The following is a 19,100-nucleotide window of genomic DNA, read 5'->3' as shown; positions in this document are numbered from 1 at the left end:
GTCACAACGGGCTGCCCTGTACCGTCACGGTATGAACCGCGCCACCCTGGAAAAGGACCCGCACGAGGTCGCGTCCATGTTTGACGCGGTGGCCAAGCGATACGACATCACCAATACGGTGTTGTCCTTTGGCCGGGACCGCGCCTGGCGCCGCGCCACTCGCGAATCGCTGAAACTGAAGCCCGGGGACAGGGTGCTCGACATCGCCGCGGGGACCGCGGTCTCGACGGCAGAGCTCACCCAGTCCGGTGCCTGGTGTGTGGCGGCGGATTTCTCTGTCGGCATGCTCAAGGCCGGTGCGCATCGCGATGTACCCAAGGTCGCCGGGGATGCGACACGGCTGCCGTTCGCGGATCACTCGTTTGACGCGGTGACCATCAGCTTCGGTCTGCGCAATGTGGTCGATCACGTGGAAGGTCTGCGCGAGATGGCTCGCGTCACCAAACCCGGTGGCCGCCTTGCAGTGTGCGAATTCTCGACACCGGTCAACCGGCCTTTCCGCACGCTGTACATGGAGTACCTGATGAAGGCGCTGCCGTCGGTGGCGCGCGCCGTCAGCAGCAATCCGGACGCGTACGTGTACCTGGCCGAATCGATCCGGGCATGGCCCGATCAGGAGGCGCTGGCTCAGCAGATTATCTCGGCGGGCTGGTCGAATGTGCGGTGGCGCAACCTCACTGGCGGTATCGTCGCCCTGCATGTAGCGGCGCTCTAACCGCGAGCGGCTATCAGCTGAACGGCGGACGCGCATCGAGACGTCGTGAGCCGCCGCCCGCCACTCGCCAAGCGCGCGCAATCGCGTCATGGTCTTCGTCGGTTACGAGATTTCCCATGAGCCGTACGGCAATTCGCATCAGTACCTGAGAACGCATGCCGACCGGGCCCATGAGGGGCAGGAAGCGCGGCAGGGTCAGCAGCGCTGCGAGGCGTCGCGCAATCGAGAACGACCGGCCGTAACGGTCCCGTAGCAGCTCCGGCCACAGCTGTGAGTAGTCGTCGGCGTCGAGCACGTCGGCGGCCAGATGCCCGGTCTCCAGCCCGTAGTCGATGCCCTCGCCATTGAGCGGATTGACGCAAGCCGCGGCGTCGCCGATGAGCATCCAGTTGGGACCCGCGACGCCGGACACCGCCCCGCCCATCGGCAGCAGCGCCGAGGCGATGGAGTGCAGGCGTCCACTGAGCCCGAAGTCCTCGCGCCGCAGCTCCGTGTAGTACTCGATGAGCGGACGCAACGCCGCATCGGCGGGGCGTTTCGAGGTGGCGAGTGCGCCGACACCGATGTTGATCTGCCCGCCACCCAACGGGAAAATCCAGCCGTATCCGGGTAGCACATCGCCCTCGGGGGAACGCAGCTCCAGATGTGAGGTCATCCATTCCTCGTCGCCGCGCGCCGACCCGATGTACGCGCGCCCCGCGACGGCATACACGGTGTCCTTATGCCACTCACGCCCAAGGACTTTCCCGAGGGGGGAGCGCACCCCGTCGGCGACGATCACGGCCTTACAGCCAATCTCACCGGGTCCGCTGTTGTCGAGCACCCGGACGGAGGTGACTCGGCCCGCCGAGTCACGTTCCACGTCAACGGCCTTGGTGGACTCGGCCATGGTGGCCCCGGAGTCCACCGCCACCTGCCGGATCTTGTCGTCCAGCTCGGTGCGGCGCACCGCGCTGCCGGTACCGCCGAAAGATGGCCCTGGCCAAGGAACTTCGAGATTGCCGCCGAACCCGTGCAGGCGCAGACCCTGGTATCGGATGTGTTCGTCGAGCCATGGTCCGAGACCGAGTAGCTCAAGTTGTTCGACGGCGCGAGGGGTCAGCCCGTCGCCGCAGGTCTTGTCGCGGGGGAACACCGCCGAGTCGACCAGGACCACCTCACGCCCGGATCGCGCCGCCCACGCCGCGGCCGCCGATCCGGCTGGTCCGGCACCGACGACGACCAGGTCCGCTGAGGTCTGCACCTTCACAGTATGTTGGACCGGTGAGTAACTCGACCACGGTGGCCGGAGTTGATCTTGGCGATCCCGTATTCGCCGCGAAGGTGCGCGACCATTTGGCCGCCATCGAAGCCCTCATCGTGTCCGAGCTGGGGCAGTCCGACCCGCTGTTGACGGAGTCTGTGCTGCATCTTTTCCACGCCGGCGGTAAGCGCTTCCGCCCGCTGTTCACGGTGCTAGCCGCCCAGACCGGACCGGATCCAGACAACGACGAGGTGATTCTCGCGGGAGCAGTGTGCGAGCTCATTCACCTGGCCACGCTGTACCACGACGACGTCATGGACGAGGCGCAGAAGCGTCGTGGCGTGCCCAGCGCCAACGCGCGGTGGGGTAATAATGTGGCGATCCTCGCCGGGGACTATCTGCTGGCTACAGCCTCGCGGCTGGTGTCGCGGCTCGGTCCCACGGCCGTGCGGATCGTCGCCGAGACCTTCGCCGAACTCGTCACCGGCCAGATGCGGGAAACCGTCGGGGTACCCGAGGGCGGCGATGAGACCGAGCACTATCTCAAGGTGATCCACGAGAAGACCGGGTCCTTGATCGCGGCGGCGGGGCGGTTCGGTGCGATGACCTCCCGGTGCGATGACGAGCAGATCGAACGGCTGAGCCGCCTGGGCGCCATCGTCGGGACCGCCTTCCAGATCTCCGACGACATCATCGATATCGAGAGCCTCACGGACGAGTCGGGCAAGACACCCGGCACAGATCTGCGCGAGGGGGTGCACACCCTGCCCATGCTGTACGCCCTGCGCGATACCGGCCCCGACGCCGACCGGCTGCGTACCTTGCTGGCCGCGCCCATCGCCGACGATGCCGAGGTGGACGAGGCATTGACGCTGCTGCGGGCCTCCCATGGACTCGTGGCAGCCAAGTCCGTCGTCATCGAATATGCCGACCGTGCCAAGGCCGAGCTGGTGGAGCTGCCCCCGGGCGCTGCCCGCGACGCGCTGGGCGTGCTGATCGAGTACACAGTCCTGCGGCACGGCTAGGTACCTGGCAACCCGTCCGGAACCCAGGAGCACTGTCCTTCGTTAGCGTGGTGAACCAGCTAGAAGGAAGGAACATCATGCACGGCCACGCCAATGGACTCAAGACGGTGCTGCTGCTCGGCGGCATGTCGGCGATGATTGTGTTCATCGGCTCGCTGTTCCACAGCACGAGCATCCTGCTGCTGGCCATTTTGTTCGCCGTCGGCATGAACGCGTTCATGTACTTCAAGAGCGACACCTTGGCGCTGCGTGCGATGCACGCCCAGCCGGTGACGGAGTTGCAGCAGCCCGCGATGTACCGGATCGTGCGGGAGCTCGCGACCGTCGCGCGCCAGCCGATGCCGCGGTTGTATATCAGCGACACCAATGCGCCCAATGCCTTTGCCACGGGACGTAATCCGAGAAATGCGGCGGTCTGCTGCACGAGCGGCATTCTCGATCTGCTCTCCGAGCGTGAGCTACGCGCGGTGCTGGGGCACGAGCTCTCGCACGTCTACAACCGCGACATCCTGATCTCGAGTGTGGCCGGCGCACTGGCCGCCGTCATCTCGGGGCTGGCCAATATGGCGATGCTCATGAACTTCTTCGGTGGTGGGGGCGAGAACCGTCCGAATCCCTTTGCGTTGTTCCTGGTTTCGATGCTGGGCCCGATCGCTGCCACGGTGGTGAAGATGGCGGTGTCCCGCTCGCGGGAGTATCAGGCCGACCAGTCCGGTGCCGAACTGACCGGAGACCCGCTGGCATTGGCCTCCGCGCTGCGCAAGATTTCCGGCGGAGTGCAGGCCGCTCCACTGCCACCGGAACCGCAGCTGGCCAGCCAGTCGCACCTGATGATCGCCAACCCGTTCCGGGCGGGCGACCGGGTGACATCACTGTTCTCGACACACCCGCCGATGGCTGATCGCATTGCGCGCCTTGAGGATATGGCCCGCTTCTAACCTCGGCGACACTGCTAGACGGGCCGCCCACAGAGCGCGGCCAGCCTCTCGAGTACCGGCGCGGTCGCGGCGACGGGCTGTGGGGGACCGAACTTTCCGGACCGCGCGAATGCCTCGGCACGTTTCTCGACGAAGCCCACTGCGTTCTCGACGAGGTCGGCGGGCAGATTCGCGGGAACACCGCTGGACTGCGCCAGGTCCCAGCCGTGGGTCAACAGATCGGCCATGCGGACCTGTAGCTGCTTGTCGCCGGTCGTGTGGGCGAACGGGCCGGGGTAGGTCTGCTCGAGCACACCCGGAAGCGCCAGCGCGTCACTCAACGCCTGCGCCGACTGCTGGTATGCCGTCACGGGATCATCGCCAGTGCCGCCGCTGAGCCCGCCGAAACGCGCGGCCAGCGAGTAGTTCACCTCGACGAGGTGGTTCACCAACTGGCGCAGATTCCACTCGGTACAGGGCGTCGGGGCATCCCACTGGTCTGAACGCACGGATGCGATCATTGCCTCGATGGCTGCCGAGGCTCGCAGGAAGTCTTCGCTCGTGCTCATCAGCGGTACACCATGACCGTGGTAGTGCCATGCGCCACCAGCCTGCCCTGGGAGTCGACCACCTTGCCCTCAGCCGTCGCCACCCGGCGGCCGGGATGCAGGACGTTGCCCGTCGCGATCAGCCGCTCACCATCTGTGGCCACAGTCCGGACATAGTTGACCTTGAGTTCGAGTGTCCCGTAGCCGATTCCGGGCTCGAGCGTGGAGTGCACGGCGCAGCCCAACACAGAGTCGAGCAGCGTCGCACAGATCCCGCCGTGCAGGGTGCCGAGCGGATTGGCGAACTCGGGGCGGGTCACCACGCTGAAGGAGACCGAGCCGAATTCGATCTCCTCCATCTGCATCCCGAGTAGACGTCCGATGGGCGGCATCCCGTCGGACGTCCCTCCCATGCTGCGCAGCAGCTCGAGCCCGGTCAGATTCTCGATTTCCGTGGTCATGACCACCCTTTCGCGTAGACTGATTGGTCCATGTCGACGGTAGCAGGGCATGGACCGACTGGTCCATATCGAATGAGGAGGCCGAGGTGACACCGGGTCCACGGCAGCGTCTGATCGACAACGCGATCGTCATGATGCGCGAACGCGGGGTGCACGCCACGGGCCTTGCTGACCTGCTCAAACGCAGCGGCACCGCGCGCAACTCCATCTATCAGCACTTCCCGGAGGGTAAGGCGGAACTCCTTGCCGCGGCCGAGTTGGCGGCGGCGGAGCTCGCCAACGGATTCCTCGACGCGCTGCGGGCCCGCGGAGACGCCGAATACCTGATCACCAGGTTCATCGCGTGGTGGGTCAATCAGCTCGAGACTCATGATTTCGACACCGGCTGCCCGCATGCCGCAGCCGCGCTCGCCGGTCCGGGGGAGGCGCAAATCCGTGCGGCGGCCAACGACGCCTTCGTCGGGATGCGCGCTCGGCTGGTGGAATCCTTCCGGGACTCGGGGGTGACCGACGGCGTCGAGACTCTCGCCTCGCTGGCGGTCAGTGCGATCGAGGGAGCGCTACTGCAGGCGCAGGCCGCGCACTCGGTGCAACCGTTGCGCGATGTCGAGCATGAACTGATTTCGCTCCTCCGTGCTCGGCGGCATTGAGGGCGAAAGTCCTTATTCTGCTTCGACTTCCGTGAGATCGGTAGCGACGTGGAACGGGGGAGTGCTCTTCCCGATCACTCGGTACCGATTCCATGGGTCCGGGTCGCCGATGAAGGCATCCCGGGCACTGTGGGAGGTGCGAATCGTGGCTTTCACCCGTGCCTCGTCACCGACGATGGCGGTCAGCTGTTCGTTTGGCCTAATGCGGCCGATCCAGCGGAAAATGCCGTCGATCGGCTCGCTGTACCCCTTGAGCTCCAGCTCGACCGGGATGTCGACACCACGAACGGTCACCGTCGCCTCGCCGATGTAGTCCGAATCGTCGTGCGGGCTGTGCGTGAAGACGCTGTTGGTGTCGTCGTGTCGGGGAAGGCTCATGATTCTCCGTCCGGCTGGGTTGCCTCTTGACAATCGGGACGCCGTCCCGACAAACTCGCTGACATATGCGTAACAAAGAGTACCCCATACTTTTGGATACGGATATTCAAATCTTGGCTGACCAGAAGGCGATGACGTGACGTCCAGCAGTTACAAAGACATCAACTACACCGACTACGACTTCAGTCCGGCCACCACGGTCGACGGCGGGATTCCTACGCGCCGGCGCCGGGTTGGTGATCGGCTCAAGACGGCCCGGCGACTGCTCTTCGAGGCAACGGAGCTCAGCTACGACCCCGAGCTGGATATTGACTGGGATGCACCCCTGGATTCGGGAATGCATTGGCTGGCTGCCCGGCGGGTATCGCTCTACGGCACCCCGCAGTGGGATGCGCTGTCAGCTGAGCAGCGCGGTGAATTAGCGCGCCAGGAGCTGGTCAGCCTGCTGAGCTTCGTCATGGATGCCCAGGGCGCGCTGGCGTCGCTGATGTTCCGCGACGTTATCGAAGGCAACACCCTGACCGACGATTACACCCGTTTCCTCCTCGCCAGCGTCCGCGACATCAGCCGTAACGCCACCATGGTCGGCCGGCTGATCAACAAGACGGGGCTGGAGCTCCAGCCCGCCCCGATGGCGGTGCAGCGCCTTCAGCGGTTCTTGGTGCCGCTCATTCCGCACGGACCACTCGGCCGCGGTTTCATCCTCCTGCTGCACAAGCTGATCCATCAGCTGATGCACGAGCTCGAGGCTGACGAACAGGCCCAGCCCGTGGTCCGGCAGGTCGCGAAGATCTGTGTTCTGGTCAGCCGTCGCCAGCTTGAGTTCGCCGAGGACGAGCTCTACCGCGCCGTGGACACCCGCAGATATCTCCCGGCGGCGTGGGCAGACACGTCGCTTGCGCTGCTGACGGTGTTGGCGACGTCGTTGATCGTGCGTGCGCCGGTGTACCGCAGCGTGGGGTTGACCGAGCGGGCCGGCCGCAGGGCCGCCGCACAGAGCGAGAATGCCCACCACCGGAACGGGGTGTTGCTGCGGCGATATTTCGACGTCGCCCAGGACGCGGGGATGTTCAGAACCAGTGCCGCGCGGGCGATTCTCAGAGGTCGCGGGCTCCTGTGACCTCGCCGAGGGATTGACAAACGGCAGCGCGAGCACGAAACTGAAAGTAACGGGTACTGAAAGTAATGCATAAACTTGGAGGGCGGGATCAATGACGACCATCGACCAACCGACGGCCCTACACGAGGCGGGAGCCTCGTCGGTACGGGGTAAGACCGTGGGCGACCGGCAAAAGACGGCGCAACGACTGCTGCGCTCGGCAGCGGAGCGTGCCTACGACGGCGAGGTTGACATCGACTGGGACGCCCCGGTGGTGCCCGGTTTGTACTGGGCCACGCCGCGCCGGACGTCGCTGTACGGCACCAAGCTGTGGGACAAGCTGACTCAGGATCAGCGCATCGAACTCACGCGCCATGAGCTCGGCTCCGTGTTGAGTTTCGGCATCTACGTCGAGACCGGTCTCAGCGCCATGCTGTGGCGGCAGGTCGTCGAGCAGAATGGCGGAGCGACCGATCACGGCCGTTACGCGTTGACCGAGATCAGCGAGGAAGCGCGGCACTCCACCATGTTTGGCCGCCTGGTGAACAAGCTCGGCATCGAGCCGTACACCTATCCCAAGTTTGCGACGCGCGTCATCCGGCTCCTCGGTTTGGTGCCGCTGGGCCCCTCAGGGCTTGGCACCCTGCTGCTGGTCGAGGAGGTGCTGGACCGGGCGCAACGGGAAACGATGATGGATGAGACGGTGCAGCCGCATGCTCGTCAGCTCATGAAGATTCACGTGCTGGAAGAAGCGCGGCATATCACTTATGCGCGTGAGGAACTGGTACGGCAGATCGCCGAGCGGGGACCGGTCTCCAATGCGTTCCACCGAGCAGTCTTCGCCCTCTCGGTGATCGGCATCTACCCAGTGCTCTTCAACCCCAAGGCTTACCGGTTGGTGGGTATTCATCCCCTGCGCGGTATGTTCACGTTCCTCACCTCGCCGAACTATCGCGAGAATGCGACGTGGGTATCGGAGCCGCTGATGCGCTTCATGCACGAGATCGGTTTTCTGGACGGCAAATTCACCGGCCGACTGTTGCGGATGTCGCGGGCGATGCCGGACGACATCCTGGCCGAGATCAAGGCGCGGTAAGCGCCGCAAGGAACTGGCTCGTTGCCGGTGGCAATGAGCCAGTTCTGCCGTGTCCAGGGTCCACCTTCGAAAGAGAAAGCGATTGCGCCACATGACTGTTACCGATACACCGTCCGAAGAGCGGCAGCCAGACAGTGTGGTCGACAGCGGCCCGTCGGAGCCCATCCGTGTTCGTGCGCTGATTGTCGGCACCGGCTTTTCGGGTATCGGCGCGGCGATCGCGCTGCAGAAGATGGGGGTGCCCTTCCTCATCCTGGAAAAGGCCGGTGAAATGGGCGGCACCTGGCGCGACAACACCTATCCCGGTGCGGCGTGCGATGTGCCCACCCACCTGTATTCGTTCTCCTTCGAGCCGCGCTCGAACTGGGAACAGCTCTTCTCCCGGCAGCCCGAGATCTTCGACTACCTCAAGGAAGTCGCCGCCAAATATGGTCTGTACCGGCACGTCACTTTCAATACGCGCGTCACCCGCGGGTATTGGGATGACAGCGAGTACCGCTGGCATGTGTTCACCGAGAGCGGGCAGGAATACATCTGCCAGTTCCTCATCTCGGGGGTCGGTGCCCTGCACATCCCGAGCATCCCGGAGATCGAGGGTCTGGATGGCTTCGAGGGGCCGGTCTTTCATTCCGCGCAGTGGAACCACGATTTCGGCCTGGCCGGCAAGAAGGTTGCCGTCATCGGTACGGGCGCCAGTGCTATTCAGTTCGTCCCTGAGATCGTCGGCCAGGTTAGCGAACTGAAGCTGTTCCAGCGCACCGCGCCGTGGGTATTGCCACGCTCCAATGTCGAGTTCGGTTCGGTGGCCAAGCGTGCGTTTGCGAACATCCCGGGTTTGCGTGCGCTGTTCCGCAGTGGCATGTACTTCGGCGCAGAGGCCGGCGCGTACGCGATGAACCGGCGCCCCGCCTTACTCAAAGGTGTTGAGCTGCTGGGCCGTGCGTACATCAAGAGCCAGATCTCGGATCCGGAAGTGCGCCGCAAGGTGACTCCCGATTACCGCGCCGGATGCAAGCGGCTCCTGGGGTCGGCGACGTACTACAAGGCCATCGAGAACGCGAAGACGGAACTGGTCACCGAGTCCATCACGCGGGTGACTGCCGACGGCATCGTCACCAGCGACGGGATTGAGCGCAAAGTCGACGCGATCATCTTCGGCACCGGCTTTCACGTCACCGACTCGTACAAGTACCTGGATCTGAAGGGGCAGAACGGGGAGGACCTCGGCGATCGTTGGTCACGGGAGGGCGTCACCGCCCACCGCGGAATCACCATCGCCGGTATGCCCAACCTCTTCTTCCTCTTGGGTCCCAACACCGGGTTGGGTCACAACTCGATCGTGTTCATGATCGAGTCGCAGATCCACTACGTCACCGAGGCGATCAAACACATCGATGCGGCCTATGCCCAGGCGATCGTGCCCACCCGCGAAGCCCAGGACCGGTTCAACGCCGAAGTGCAGCGCAAGCTGCAGGGCTCGGTCTGGAACAACGGTGGCTGCCAGAGCTGGTACTTGGACGAGCATGGCAAGAATCGGACGCTGTGGTCGGGATTCACCTTCGAATACTGGTCGCAGACAAGAAAAGTGGACCCCACCGAGTACGAGTTCGAGGGTGCGGTGCGTCCGGCCGTACGCAAGACCGTCCCGCTCGCGGACGGCCCTCGGCAGACCTCGCCGAGTATGGCCGCGAACTAGGCCACCCGCCCAACAGAAGCGAGAAAACGATGAAAGACTTCGATAACAAGGTCGCCGTAATCACCGGTGCCGGTTCGGGTATCGGCCGCAGCCTGGCCTTGGCACTGGCGCAGCGTGGTGCGCGGCTGGCGCTCTCGGACATCGACACCGCCGGGGTGGCCGATACCGCCGGGCGCTGCGAGAAGGCGGGTGCGACCGCCATCCCATTCGAACTCGACGTTGCCGACCGGGCTGCCGTGTATGCCCACGCCGCCGACGTCAAGAACGAGTTCGGTCAGGTCAATCTGGTGTTCAACAACGCCGGGGTGGCGCTTTCGGCCGATGTCACGGACATGGAATGGGATGACTTCGACTGGTTGATGAACATCAACTTCTGGGGTGTCGCGCACGGCACCAAGGCGTTCCTGCCGCACCTCATCGAATCGGGTGACGGCCACATCGTCAACGTGTCATCGGTGTTCGGATTTATGGGCATACCCTCGCAGAGTGCCTACAACGCAGCGAAATTCGCTGTCCGTGGCTTCACCGAGGCGCTGCGGCAGGAGATCCGGGCGGCAAAGTATCCCGTCGGCGTCACCTGTGTGCACCCCGGCGGGATCAAGACCAACATCGCCTCAAGCGCGCGCGGCATTCCGGAAGGCGTAGACCGGGAGACCGTCCGAAAGGGTTTCCAGCTCGCAGCGATCACCCGGCCGGATTCGGCGGCTCGGATCATTCTGCGGGGAGTCGAGAAGAATCGGCCCCGTGTGCTGATCGGTCCCGATGCCCGGGTGTTCGACGCAATACCGCGCATCATCGGACCGCGCTACGGGGACCTGATGGCGCCCTTCTACGGAATCGGCAAGTACGGAATCGGCAAGAAGGTCGCGAGCCGCTTCGGTATCGAACTGTAGGCGGCCGTCGATGACAGACACCGTCGCGCCCGATACGCGCACAGTGACCGGAAACCCCCACGTTCACTCGCTGGAGGTCGTCGAAATCATCAGGGAAACAGGCGATGCGGTCTCCCTGGTGTTCGAAGTGCCGGACGCGCTTGCGTCTGCTTTCCGCTACCGCCCGGGCCAGTTCCTCACGCTGAAAATCCCCAGTGAGCAGACGGGCTCGGTGGCCCGCTGCTATTCGCTGTCCAGCTCGCCCCATCTCGATGACGACCTCGTCGTCACCGTCAAACGCACAGACGGCGGGTATGCGTCGAACTGGCTGTGCGACAACGTCGTTGTCGGGGACCGCATCACCGTGCTCACCCCCTCCGGGGTCTTCGTGCCGCGTTCACTGGACGGTGACTTCTTACTCATCGCGGCGGGCAGCGGCATCACCCCCATGCTGTCCATAGCCAAGTCGGTTCTGCTCGGCGGCGCCGGAACGGTCTACCTCTTCTACGCGAACAGGGATGAGCGGAGCGTCATCTTCGGCGCCGAGATCGAAGAGATCATGGTGGAATTCCCGGATCGGCTGCGGGTGGTGCACTGGCTCGAAGCCGAACGTGGACTGCCCACCGGCGAAGCCATGGCCGAGCTGTTTGCCGCCTATCGGCGGTACAGCACGTACATCTGTGGCCCGGCGCCCTTCATGGACGGCGCTCGTGCCGCATTGTCGGCCGTCGGGATGCCCGCCCATCACATTCATGTCGAGCTCTACCAGTCGCTGACCGGCGACCCATTTGCCGACATTGTGGTCCCGAGGGCCGGTGACGGGGACGCCGCGGAGGCGAACGTGGAACTTGACGGCACACAGATCACCGTCGAGTGGCCCAGGGACACTCCGCTACTCGACGTGCTGCTCGCCCGGGGGATCGACGCGCCGTACTCATGCCGCGAAGGCGCCTGCAGCGCCTGTGCCTGCACGGTGCGCCGCGGCGAGGTGCGGATGCTCCGTAACGACACCCTGGTCGACGCCGACCTCGCCATGGGCCTGACCCTGGCCTGCCAGGCCGTTCCGGTCACCGACAGCGTCGATATCGTCTTTGACCAGTAGGCGCGAGATTGCGCGCGATCTTGGATATGGTCACGGGATGCGTACCCTGCCCATCCTTGGCGCTATGACCAGCGCGGTCGCCGCCGTCATGCTGGCGGGTGTGGCGTCCGCCGACCCGGACACCCCGAATCCGCTTGACCCGTCCGGGCTTCCGAATGTCAACGGGTTCACCGCGGTATCGCCGTTGGAGTACAGCATCATGGCGGACACGGCCTACGGTTTCACCATCCCCGGCGGGATCTCATGTCTGATCAAGCGCGCCGACGCCAGCTACGGCTGCAGTGGCCCGCTGCCGGGGGCGCCGAACGGGGCGAACCTGGTCAGCGGCAGTACCGCTCCCGGTTTCGCCAGCACCGATCGGCCCATCTACGGCATCGGTGGTGAATCCTTCAAGCCCTTGCCGCCGGGGCATCGCCTGAGTTACCGCGAGGTCAGCTGCGGCCTGGACGGTGCAGGCACGCTGACCTGTGTCAACAACCGCTGGCAGAACGGCTTCGTGGTCGGTCCGGGCGGCAGCTACACCACCTAGCGGCCGGTTAGATTGGTGGCATGCGCTTTGGGAACCTGCTGATCGCCGCCGTGTGCGGCATCGTCCTCGTCGGTTGCGATAGGGGAGAAGCACCCAGAGACACCCCTGTTCAAGAATCCAGCAGCGCGTCAGAGCCGGCCTCGACCACCCCCACCGCGGCGATCGATCCAGCCGCGGAGTCCGCGTGCCCCCAACATGGCGGTCGCTGGGATGCCACCCAAGGCTGCGTCATTGACGAGGTCACGCCGCAGGCCACGCAACACCTGCTCATCCCCGTCCAGTGGGATTCGTCGTTCCCCGAGCTGCAGAAGGCGGTCGACGAGCTGGTGGCGGATATCCGCGCCAAGTTCCGCACGTCCGTCGAGCGTGCCGGCGCCCCGCCCGAAGGCAGGCCATGGGCGCTCAACGTCACCTTTGACGCGTATCAGGGCAAGGGCGTGCATCCGTCCGATGGGGTCCGGTTCTCCATCAGCGAGTCGCTCGGCGGCTATCACCCGGGATTCGCGTTTCGCACCGTCACCTTCGACCGCACCACCAAGCAGGCCATCACCCTGGGGTCGCTGCTGATCGATCTCGCGGCGGCGCTGCCCAAGATCTCCGCGCTGGTCCGCAGCGATCTGCGCGCGCAACTCGGCGGTGTGGGAACCGAATTCGTCGATACGGGGACGGTCCCGGAGGCCGGGAACTTCAAGAACCTCTCACTCGACGGCGATGCGCTGCTGTTCTCCTTCGAGCCCTACCAGGTGGCAGCGTATGCCGAGGGGCCGATGCAGAGCCGGGTGGCGCTGTCCGCGCTGCGCGATGTGGTCAAGCCCGAGTACTTGCCGGCCTGATCAGAATCCGGTGCCGTGCACCTCATGGCCGGGCGTCGCCGCCATGAGCCCACGGTAGGCCTGCTCCACCGTGGAGCCGTGGTTGATCACGCCGTCGACCTCGCGGGCGATCGGCATCTGGATGCCGTACTCGTCGGCCAGCGTCATCACCACCGACGACGCCTTCACGCCCTCGGCCACCTGGTTCATCGCCTGGATGATCTCGTCGATGGTCTTGCCCTTGCCGATCTCCTCACCCACGTGCCGGTTGCGGCTGCTGGGGCTGGTGCAGGTGACGATGAGGTCGCCCAGGCCCGCCAGGCCCGGGAACGTCTCGGGGTTACCGCCCATGGCCACACCGAGTTTGGTCATCTCCCGTAGAGCCCGCGCGATCACCATGGCGCGGGTATTCTCACCGATTCCGATCGCGTAACCCATGCCGCTCGCGATGGCGAAGACGTTCTTGAGCGCGCCCGCCATCTCCACACCCACCACGTCGTTGGTGCTGTACACGCGAAAACGCGAGGTGCGGAAAAGCTCTCCGAGACGCGCTGCCTGGTGCTGATCGGGCATCGCGACAACACCGGCGGCCGCATACCCGCGGGCCACCTCCTTGGCGATGTTGGGCCCCGCCAGGATGCCCGCCGGGTGCCCGGGCAGCACTTCCTCGATGATCTGCGACATCCGCATCCGCGAACCCTGTTCGAGGCCCTTGACCAGTGAGACGATCGGCACCCAGGGGCGCAGCGATTGCCCGATTTCGGTGAGCACCTCGCGAAAGCTGTGTGAGGGAACCCCCATGATCACCACGTCGGCCTGCTCGATGGCCTCGTGCAGGTCCGAGGTGGCGCGCAGGCTTTCGGTGAGCTCTACCTCGTCGGTGAGATATCGCGAATTGCGGTGCCGTTCATTGATATCCGCCACCGTCTCCGGCGAGCGGGCCCACTGCAGGGTGGGACTGCGACGCGCCACAATCGACGCCACAGTGGTGCCCCAGGATCCGCCCCCGAGGACGACGACTTGTGGTTCACGAAGTGCTGCCATGCCCGCCAGGGTATGGGCCCGGTGCGCCTCGAATATGGACTTCGGCAATATGAGTGCGGTGCTGATCGATGTGACGCTCACGACCGGGTTGACCGCCATGGCTGCCGACGCTGCCGAGGCCGAGGGTGCCGGGTACTCCGGTATCTGGACGTTCGAGGGAGCGCACGACCCCTTCCTGCCGCTGCTGCTGGCCGCCGAGCACACCAAGGAGGTCACCCTGGGAACCTCGATCGCGGTAGCGTTCGCACGAAACCCGATGCTGCTGGCCAATATTGGCTGGGACCTGCAGGCGTACTCGGGCGGGCGATTCATTCTTGGGCTCGGCACGCAGATCAAACCGCACATCACCCGCCGGTTCGGCATGCCGTGGAGCAGTCCCGCGGCGAGGATGCGGGACATGGTGCTGGCTGTGCGCGCCATCTGGCAGTCGTGGCAGGAACGTGGCCGCCTGGATTATCGCGGCGAGTTCTACCAGAACACCCTCATGACGCCGATGTTCATGCCTGATCCGGCCGAGGTAAGCGCCTTTGGCCCGCCACCTATCTGGCTGGCCGGTGTCGGGACCGGGATGACCGAGGTGGCCGGTGAGGTGGCGGACGGATTCTTGTCGCACCCGTTCTGCACGCCCGAGTACCTCGCGCAGGTCACCCTTCCGATGCTCGCGCGGGGCGCGGAGAAATCCGGAAAGACGCTCGCCGACATTGGCATCCATCATTCGCCGATGATCATCATCGGGCGTGACGACGCCGAGCTGGCGAGCGCCCGCGCCGCGGTGCGCAAGCAGCTCGCTTTTTACGGATCCACGCCCGCCTACTGGCCGATCCTGGAATTGCACGGCCGGACGGAGGTGGGCCCGAAACTGAAAGAGCTGTCCAAACAAGGCGAATGGGATGCGATGACCAGCCTGATCGACGACGAGTTTGTCGATACCGCGGCGGTCACCGTGACTGACGTCGTGCAGGGCGCCCGCGAATTGCAGGCCTGCTACGGCGATCTGGTGCACCGGTTGGGTTTCAACACCCCGTACCGACCCGACCGTGCACTGCTGGCCGAGCTGCTGCGGGAGTGCGCGCAGGCCCGCTAGGCGTGGGTACCGGAGATCGCCACACCGGCGCCGAGCCCAACGATCATCAACCCGCCGGTGGCCCCGACCGCCTCCAGACGCTTGGGGGAGCGCGCGAACCAGTTGCGTGCGGTGCTCGCCAGCACCGCCCATAGGCTGTCCGAGATGAGCGCGATCAGTACGAAGATGGCGCCGAACACCGCGATTTGCACCGGTACCGATCCCGCCGCGGGATCGGCGAACTGGGGGAGCACCGCCGCGAAGAACAGTGCCGTCTTGGGATTGGTCATACCGACGATGAAGCCCTGACGGAACACACGCTGCTTACCGACCACGGGATGCTGCGCGCTCAATGCGCCGATGAGCGATTTGCGGTTCCGGATCGCCTGCACGCCAAGGTAGATCAGGTAGGCGGCGCCGACGAGCTTCACCACTGTCAGTGCCCAGGCGGACGCGGCCAGGATTGCGCCCAGCCCGGCCGTTGTCAGCACCAGCGGCACCATCGTGCCCGTGGTGTTGCCGAGGACGGTGACCAGACCCGACGTGCGTCCCAGGCTCAACGAGCGGCCGACCGCGAACAGCACGCTGGGCCCGGGGATCACGATGATGGCGTAGGCCGCGATCGCGAAACCGATCAGATGCGTTGGAGAGATCACCGGACCATCGTCTTACCGGTAGTTGACGAACTGCAACGCAATATCGAGATCGGAGCCCTTCAACAGGGCCTGAAGGGCCTGCAGGTCGTCGCGCTTCTTGCTCGACACCCGGATTTCCTCGCCCTGTACCTGCGACTTGACGCCCTTGGGGCCCTCGTCGCGGATGATCTTGTTGATCTTCTTGGCGTTCTCGGCGTCGATGCCCTGCTTGAGGGTTCCGGTGAGCCGGTAGGTCTTGCCACTGGGGGCGGGGTCGCCCGCATCGAAGGCCTTCATGCTGATGTCCCGGCGGATCAGCTTCTCCTTGAAGACGTCGACGGCCGCCTTCAGGCGCTCCTCGGTGGAGCTCACCAGCTCGATGGCCTCGTCACCTTTCCAGGCGATAGTGGTGTCGGTCCCACGGAAGTCGAATCGGGTGGCCAGTTCCTTGGCGGCCTGGTTCAGCGCATTGTCGACCTCCTGACGGTCGATCTTGCTCACGATGTCGAATGATGAATCCGCCATGACTGCTCCCTCTTTCTGGTCCTCGTATGTTCCGTATCCAGTCGGTTTGCGTTAGCCCGACCCTATCGTTGTATCCTGCATCGTCTGATAAGGCGGGTTGCCCGAGCGGCCAATGGGAGCGGACTGTAAATCCGTCGGCTTACGCCTACGCAGGTTCGAATCCTGCACCCGCCACAGCACTCAGGCCCCCTCTCGAGGGGGCCTGAGGTCGTTTTAGGCGTCTGGATCGTCGACACCGGGCAGGAACCCCTCCGCGCGACGGCGGCTCCGTGCACGGCGGCTCCGCTCAGCGCAGATGGCCGGCCAGCTGTCCTTGCTCACCGAAGAGCTCGGTGTTCCAGCGATCCACGAGGTCGGTGTTGTCGAATTCGTCCGGGTGGAAACCGGGGCGGTTGTAGGCCCTGACGCGGTTGAGTACGTCCCGGGTCACAAACGGTGAATGCCGCAGCTCGGCAACGCTTTTGAACAACCTGACCGGGTTGTACGTCGCCCTGTCCAGAATCAGGGACATCAGGGTGTCGAGGACCGTCCCGCAGAGGAACACCGTGGTGATCAGCCGCATGGCCCACCTGCGCATCCGTTCGGTGCCCCCGACTGTTCGATAGACATCGAATGCGACGGCACGGTGCTCGGACTCCTCCAGCGCATGCCAGAGAAGCATCGCGCGGACCTCGCCCTCGCCCAGTAGATCTTGCGCGCGCTGGTCGGTCAGCAGAGTCTCGGCGAGCGTCGCGGTGTAATGCTCCAGGGCCGCCGTCATGGCGAGGTTGAAGCGAGGCGGCAGGTAGCGCGTGTAGAGATTCATCCCTCGTAAGGTCACCCGGTCGACGATGCGCGTCGGGTAGCCCATCTGCTGCAACCGCTCGTTGAGCTCGCGGTGTTCGCGCCCGTGCGTCACCTCCTGGCCGATGAACCCGGCCACCTGCTTCTTCAGCACGGGATCGGTGATCTGGTCGGAGAAGTGCTTGACCGAGCGAATGAAATAGTCCTCCCCCTCGGGGAACACTGCGGAGAGCATGGCGATGATGTGGCTCATCACCAGATCGCCCTGCACGTAATGGCGATTCAGTGAGCCTGTCGGATAGCGGAATGTGATCCGCCTGGTCTTGATGGGCCTGGTGCTCTCGTCCGTAGGGGTGGTCATGGCAACTCCTGAGTGGGTGTTTCGTGCGTAGCTCGGTTGGTGCCCTCGGCGGGCCAGGACTCGAGGGCGGGCTCGTCCTCGGCGTGACGCCAGATGGACCTGGCGACGACGTAATGCGCGATGAGGGCGATGCCCCAGCCCAGCAAGGGATAGATGAACCAGGGGTACGCGGTCCCGTGGTCGAATTGCCAGGTCAGCGCCCAGATCGCGACCAGGAGGATCTGCACGGCGACATAGGTGGCGGCGTGGATCTGGAAGGCCGCTCGATTCACCTGCCCGATCCATGCCCGGCGTTTTCGCTCGAGCCTGCGCTGTTCCTCCTCGGCCCGGCGTTCGGCGCGTTCCACCGCTCGTTCAAAGGCGTCACCGCTCACTACTTGGCTCCTCTCCTGCGGTCTTCAACTCGGGCAAGCCCTGTGATCTCGGTGGCGGCCCGATCGAGGATCGCCTCCACCGCGACCGGATCCACGCGCCCTGCGGACGGCATGACCCGCGCGGAGAACCGGGCGAGGATCTTCTCGAACGAATCCCCGCGGCCGAACCGTGCGCCGGTGCGCAACTCCACCGCCGCCAGCACGTCGGCGCGGCCGGTCAGCGCTTGCTCGCCCTCCTCGGACGCCCGATAGACCGTCCGGCCCTCGCGTGTCTGACCCGTCAGCAGGCCTTCCACGGCCAGTGCCTCGACCGCGGGATAGACCGTGCCGGGCGAGGGTTGGTACCCGCCGGGCCCGAAGAGCCTCGACAGTTCGGACATCAGCTCGTAGCCATGCATCGGCCGCTGCGCCAGCAGTGCCAGAAGTACGAGCGGCAGCTCACCATGACGGAAGAAACGTGCCATATCAGAGCCCCCTCTCTTCTCCTACGAAAGTATTACGAAAGCTATATCGAAACTATTACGAAGTCAACGGCTGGCAAGCGATGGTGCCGACAAGGCACTACGCCTGTCGTGGTTCATTTCCCGACGAGGACTGTGCCGTCGCGAACAGCCGGGGAAATGGTGCGACTATGCCCGCATGGCGGAAGACGCGGCGGTAGCGCAGGCTCGGGTGCTGCTGCGGTCGCTGTATGAGCATGTGGACCACGTGTCTCAACAAATCGCCAAGACCGAACGGCAGATCTGCCGCACCGGCGATGTGATGCCGCGGCATCGTAAGCGGCTGAGGGTAATGCAGAAGGATCTTGATGAGGCGCATCGCCTCATCCGAGGCCTGCACGGATGTTATCCGGCCGCGCGCGATATCCCGGGCCGGGCGACGCCCTGATCCGTGCCCACACGCCTAGCTGGCGGTCAACGTGAGTTGATCTTGTCCCTCGGCGATATGGGCCGTGGCGTGAAAGGTCTTTCCCGTGTGCGACACAAGAAATCGATAGTCACCGGCCAGGGGGGCGGAGATCACTATCTCGCCCCAGTCGTCGGCGACCATCGCAATATCGTGGACCTCGCCGGGCGCCGCGGCGATGCTGATCACAGCACCGGCCATGGGACGCCCGGCGGGGTCACGGAATGAGATACCGACCACGTATCCTCCAGTGTCCGGATTTCTCG

Annotated in this window: 22 protein-coding genes, 1 tRNA gene and 2 pseudogenes; 14 read left to right on the top strand and 11 right to left on the bottom strand. The window is 64.8% G+C overall.

What is annotated here, in order from left to right:
* Positions 1-31: 31 nt before the first annotated feature.
* On the top strand, positions 32-715 hold the full coding sequence (locus DSM43276_RS18710) for a demethylmenaquinone methyltransferase (RefSeq protein ID WP_078323401.1): 684 nt from the start codon (positions 32-34) through the stop codon (positions 713-715).
* 13 nt (positions 716-728) lie between these two features.
* On the opposite strand, the gene menJ is transcribed toward DSM43276_RS18710, so the two are convergent.
* On the bottom strand, positions 729-1,958 hold the full coding sequence (gene menJ, locus DSM43276_RS18705; RefSeq protein WP_078328007.1) for a menaquinone reductase: 1,230 nt from the start codon (positions 1,956-1,958) through the stop codon (positions 729-731).
* A gap of 38 nt (positions 1,959-1,996) precedes the next feature.
* Between menJ and DSM43276_RS18700 the strand changes: the two genes are divergently transcribed.
* Positions 1,997-2,983 (top strand): polyprenyl synthetase family protein, encoded by a 987-nt coding sequence (locus DSM43276_RS18700; RefSeq protein ID WP_078328008.1) that lies wholly within the window; start codon positions 1,997-1,999, stop codon positions 2,981-2,983.
* A 77-nt stretch (positions 2,984-3,060) separates the two neighbouring features.
* Positions 3,061-3,921 carry a zinc metalloprotease HtpX gene (htpX, locus tag DSM43276_RS18695; RefSeq protein ID WP_078323402.1) on the top strand — a complete coding sequence of 287 codons (861 nt, stop codon included), beginning with the start codon at positions 3,061-3,063 and terminating at the stop codon, positions 3,919-3,921.
* Between the two features lie 14 nt (positions 3,922-3,935).
* On the opposite strand, the gene DSM43276_RS18690 is transcribed toward htpX, so the two are convergent.
* Positions 3,936-4,469 (bottom strand): TIGR03086 family metal-binding protein, encoded by a 534-nt coding sequence (locus DSM43276_RS18690; RefSeq protein WP_078327851.1) that lies wholly within the window; start codon positions 4,467-4,469, stop codon positions 3,936-3,938.
* Entirely contained in the window at positions 4,469-4,909 is a 441-nt protein-coding gene (locus DSM43276_RS18685; RefSeq protein ID WP_078327850.1) for a PaaI family thioesterase, read from the bottom strand. Before DSM43276_RS18685 ends, DSM43276_RS18690 begins: the two co-directional genes overlap by 1 nt.
* Before the next feature lie 49 nt (positions 4,910-4,958).
* Here DSM43276_RS18685 and DSM43276_RS18680 point away from each other — a divergent pair.
* Positions 4,959-5,559, top strand: a pseudogene (locus DSM43276_RS18680) (TetR/AcrR family transcriptional regulator).
* A 12-nt stretch (positions 5,560-5,571) separates the two neighbouring features.
* Here the strand turns inward: DSM43276_RS18680 and DSM43276_RS18675 are convergent.
* Positions 5,572-5,937 (bottom strand): DUF4873 domain-containing protein, encoded by a 366-nt coding sequence (locus DSM43276_RS18675; RefSeq protein WP_078327849.1) that lies wholly within the window; start codon positions 5,935-5,937, stop codon positions 5,572-5,574.
* A 136-nt stretch (positions 5,938-6,073) separates the two neighbouring features.
* On the opposite strand from DSM43276_RS18675, the gene DSM43276_RS18670 reads away from it, so the two are divergent.
* From DSM43276_RS18670 to DSM43276_RS18640, 7 genes are all read left to right on the top strand, one after another.
* Positions 6,074-7,057, top strand: a complete 984-nt coding sequence (locus tag DSM43276_RS18670; RefSeq protein WP_078327848.1) for a diiron oxygenase — start codon at positions 6,074-6,076, stop codon at positions 7,055-7,057.
* Positions 7,058-7,148: 91 nt separating this feature from the next.
* On the top strand, positions 7,149-8,132 hold the full coding sequence (locus DSM43276_RS18665) for an AurF N-oxygenase family protein (RefSeq protein WP_078327847.1): 984 nt from the start codon (positions 7,149-7,151) through the stop codon (positions 8,130-8,132).
* A gap of 91 nt (positions 8,133-8,223) precedes the next feature.
* Entirely contained in the window at positions 8,224-9,828 is a 1,605-nt protein-coding gene (locus tag DSM43276_RS18660) for a flavin-containing monooxygenase (protein ID WP_078327846.1), read from the top strand.
* A gap of 29 nt (positions 9,829-9,857) precedes the next feature.
* Complete coding sequence (locus DSM43276_RS18655; protein WP_078327845.1) at positions 9,858-10,721, top strand: SDR family NAD(P)-dependent oxidoreductase; 864 nt, start codon at positions 9,858-9,860, stop codon at positions 10,719-10,721.
* Between the two features lie 10 nt (positions 10,722-10,731).
* Positions 10,732-11,802, top strand: coding sequence for a ferredoxin--NADP reductase (locus DSM43276_RS18650; RefSeq protein ID WP_078327844.1), 1,071 nt, complete (start codon positions 10,732-10,734; stop codon positions 11,800-11,802).
* A 37-nt stretch (positions 11,803-11,839) separates the two neighbouring features.
* Positions 11,840-12,331: a hypothetical protein gene (locus DSM43276_RS18645; protein ID WP_078288616.1), complete on the top strand. Its 492-nt coding sequence runs from the start codon at positions 11,840-11,842 to the stop codon at positions 12,329-12,331.
* Positions 12,332-12,351: 20 nt separating this feature from the next.
* Positions 12,352-13,164, top strand: coding sequence for an RsiV family protein (locus DSM43276_RS18640; RefSeq protein ID WP_078327843.1), 813 nt, complete (start codon positions 12,352-12,354; stop codon positions 13,162-13,164).
* Here DSM43276_RS18640 and DSM43276_RS18635 read toward each other — a convergent pair whose 3' ends face one another.
* Entirely contained in the window at positions 13,165-14,187 is a 1,023-nt protein-coding gene (locus tag DSM43276_RS18635) for an NAD(P)H-dependent glycerol-3-phosphate dehydrogenase (RefSeq protein ID WP_078327842.1), read from the bottom strand.
* Between the two features lie 34 nt (positions 14,188-14,221).
* On the opposite strand from DSM43276_RS18635, the gene DSM43276_RS18630 reads away from it, so the two are divergent.
* Entirely contained in the window at positions 14,222-15,271 is a 1,050-nt protein-coding gene (locus DSM43276_RS18630; protein ID WP_078327841.1) for a TIGR03617 family F420-dependent LLM class oxidoreductase, read from the top strand.
* Here DSM43276_RS18630 and DSM43276_RS18625 read toward each other — a convergent pair.
* Together DSM43276_RS18625 and DSM43276_RS18620 are read right to left on the bottom strand one after the other, a co-directional pair.
* Positions 15,268-15,906, bottom strand: coding sequence for a LysE family translocator (locus tag DSM43276_RS18625; protein WP_078327840.1), 639 nt, complete (start codon positions 15,904-15,906; stop codon positions 15,268-15,270). The two genes, DSM43276_RS18630 and DSM43276_RS18625, sit on opposite strands and share 4 nt — an antisense overlap.
* A 12-nt stretch (positions 15,907-15,918) precedes the next feature.
* Positions 15,919-16,410 (bottom strand): YajQ family cyclic di-GMP-binding protein, encoded by a 492-nt coding sequence (locus tag DSM43276_RS18620; RefSeq protein WP_078327839.1) that lies wholly within the window; start codon positions 16,408-16,410, stop codon positions 15,919-15,921.
* 91 nt (positions 16,411-16,501) lie between these two features.
* Here DSM43276_RS18620 and DSM43276_RS18615 point away from each other — a divergent pair.
* Positions 16,502-16,584 (top strand) — tRNA-Tyr (locus DSM43276_RS18615).
* Between the two features lie 112 nt (positions 16,585-16,696).
* On the opposite strand, the gene DSM43276_RS18610 is transcribed toward DSM43276_RS18615, so the two are convergent.
* From DSM43276_RS18610 to DSM43276_RS18600, 3 genes and pseudogenes are all read right to left on the bottom strand, one after another.
* Entirely contained in the window at positions 16,697-17,554 is an 858-nt protein-coding gene (locus DSM43276_RS18610; protein ID WP_078327838.1) for a metal-dependent hydrolase, read from the bottom strand.
* A gap of 31 nt (positions 17,555-17,585) precedes the next feature.
* Positions 17,586-17,928, bottom strand: a pseudogene (locus tag DSM43276_RS18605) (2TM domain-containing protein); the annotation flags it as partial.
* Entirely contained in the window at positions 17,928-18,392 is a 465-nt protein-coding gene (locus DSM43276_RS18600) for a PadR family transcriptional regulator (protein ID WP_078327836.1), read from the bottom strand. The pseudogene DSM43276_RS18605 and the gene DSM43276_RS18600, both read right to left, overlap by 1 nt.
* A 175-nt stretch (positions 18,393-18,567) precedes the next feature.
* Here DSM43276_RS18600 and DSM43276_RS18595 point away from each other — a divergent pair, with 175 nt between their 5' ends.
* Positions 18,568-18,816, top strand: a complete 249-nt coding sequence (locus DSM43276_RS18595) for a hypothetical protein (RefSeq protein WP_078327835.1) — start codon at positions 18,568-18,570, stop codon at positions 18,814-18,816.
* A gap of 15 nt (positions 18,817-18,831) precedes the next feature.
* On the opposite strand, the gene DSM43276_RS18590 is transcribed toward DSM43276_RS18595, so the two are convergent.
* Positions 18,832-19,074 (bottom strand): peptidase associated/transthyretin-like domain-containing protein, encoded by a 243-nt coding sequence (locus tag DSM43276_RS18590; RefSeq protein WP_078327834.1) that lies wholly within the window; start codon positions 19,072-19,074, stop codon positions 18,832-18,834.
* Between the last annotated feature and the right edge of the window lie 26 nt (positions 19,075-19,100).

This window comes from Mycobacteroides salmoniphilum (genome assembly GCF_004924335.1).
Taxonomy (GTDB): domain Bacteria; phylum Actinomycetota; class Actinomycetes; order Mycobacteriales; family Mycobacteriaceae; genus Mycobacterium; species Mycobacterium salmoniphilum.
This window is presented reverse-complemented; position numbering and strand designations above follow the sequence as displayed.

What these genes read in the sequence shown, in the direction of transcription:
- DSM43276_RS18645 (WP_078288616.1), top strand. Translation starts at nt 11,840, where the DNA reads ATGCGTACCCTGCCCATCCTTGGCGCTATGACCAGCGCGGTCGCCGCC.
- htpX (WP_078323402.1), top strand. Translation starts at nt 3,061, where the DNA reads ATGCACGGCCACGCCAATGGACTCAAGACGGTGCTGCTGCTCGGCGGC.
- DSM43276_RS18600 (WP_078327836.1), bottom strand. Translation starts at nt 18,392, where the DNA reads ATGGCACGTTTCTTCCGTCATGGTGAGCTGCCGCTCGTACTTCTGGCA.
- DSM43276_RS18630 (WP_078327841.1), top strand. Translation starts at nt 14,222, where the DNA reads ATGGACTTCGGCAATATGAGTGCGGTGCTGATCGATGTGACGCTCACG.
- DSM43276_RS18595 (WP_078327835.1), top strand. Translation starts at nt 18,568, where the DNA reads ATGGCGGAAGACGCGGCGGTAGCGCAGGCTCGGGTGCTGCTGCGGTCG.
- DSM43276_RS18635 (WP_078327842.1), bottom strand. Translation starts at nt 14,187, where the DNA reads ATGGCAGCACTTCGTGAACCACAAGTCGTCGTCCTCGGGGGCGGATCC.
- DSM43276_RS18690 (WP_078327851.1), bottom strand. Translation starts at nt 4,469, where the DNA reads ATGAGCACGAGCGAAGACTTCCTGCGAGCCTCGGCAGCCATCGAGGCA.
- DSM43276_RS18685 (WP_078327850.1), bottom strand. Translation starts at nt 4,909, where the DNA reads ATGACCACGGAAATCGAGAATCTGACCGGGCTCGAGCTGCTGCGCAGC.
- DSM43276_RS18655 (WP_078327845.1), top strand. Translation starts at nt 9,858, where the DNA reads ATGAAAGACTTCGATAACAAGGTCGCCGTAATCACCGGTGCCGGTTCG.
- DSM43276_RS18650 (WP_078327844.1), top strand. Translation starts at nt 10,732, where the DNA reads ATGACAGACACCGTCGCGCCCGATACGCGCACAGTGACCGGAAACCCC.
- DSM43276_RS18660 (WP_078327846.1), top strand. Translation starts at nt 8,224, where the DNA reads ATGACTGTTACCGATACACCGTCCGAAGAGCGGCAGCCAGACAGTGTG.
- DSM43276_RS18710 (WP_078323401.1), top strand. Translation starts at nt 32, where the DNA reads ATGAACCGCGCCACCCTGGAAAAGGACCCGCACGAGGTCGCGTCCATG.
- DSM43276_RS18620 (WP_078327839.1), bottom strand. Translation starts at nt 16,410, where the DNA reads ATGGCGGATTCATCATTCGACATCGTGAGCAAGATCGACCGTCAGGAG.
- DSM43276_RS18675 (WP_078327849.1), bottom strand. Translation starts at nt 5,937, where the DNA reads ATGAGCCTTCCCCGACACGACGACACCAACAGCGTCTTCACGCACAGC.
- DSM43276_RS18665 (WP_078327847.1), top strand. Translation starts at nt 7,149, where the DNA reads ATGACGACCATCGACCAACCGACGGCCCTACACGAGGCGGGAGCCTCG.
- DSM43276_RS18610 (WP_078327838.1), bottom strand. Translation starts at nt 17,554, where the DNA reads ATGACCACCCCTACGGACGAGAGCACCAGGCCCATCAAGACCAGGCGG.
- DSM43276_RS18640 (WP_078327843.1), top strand. Translation starts at nt 12,352, where the DNA reads ATGCGCTTTGGGAACCTGCTGATCGCCGCCGTGTGCGGCATCGTCCTC.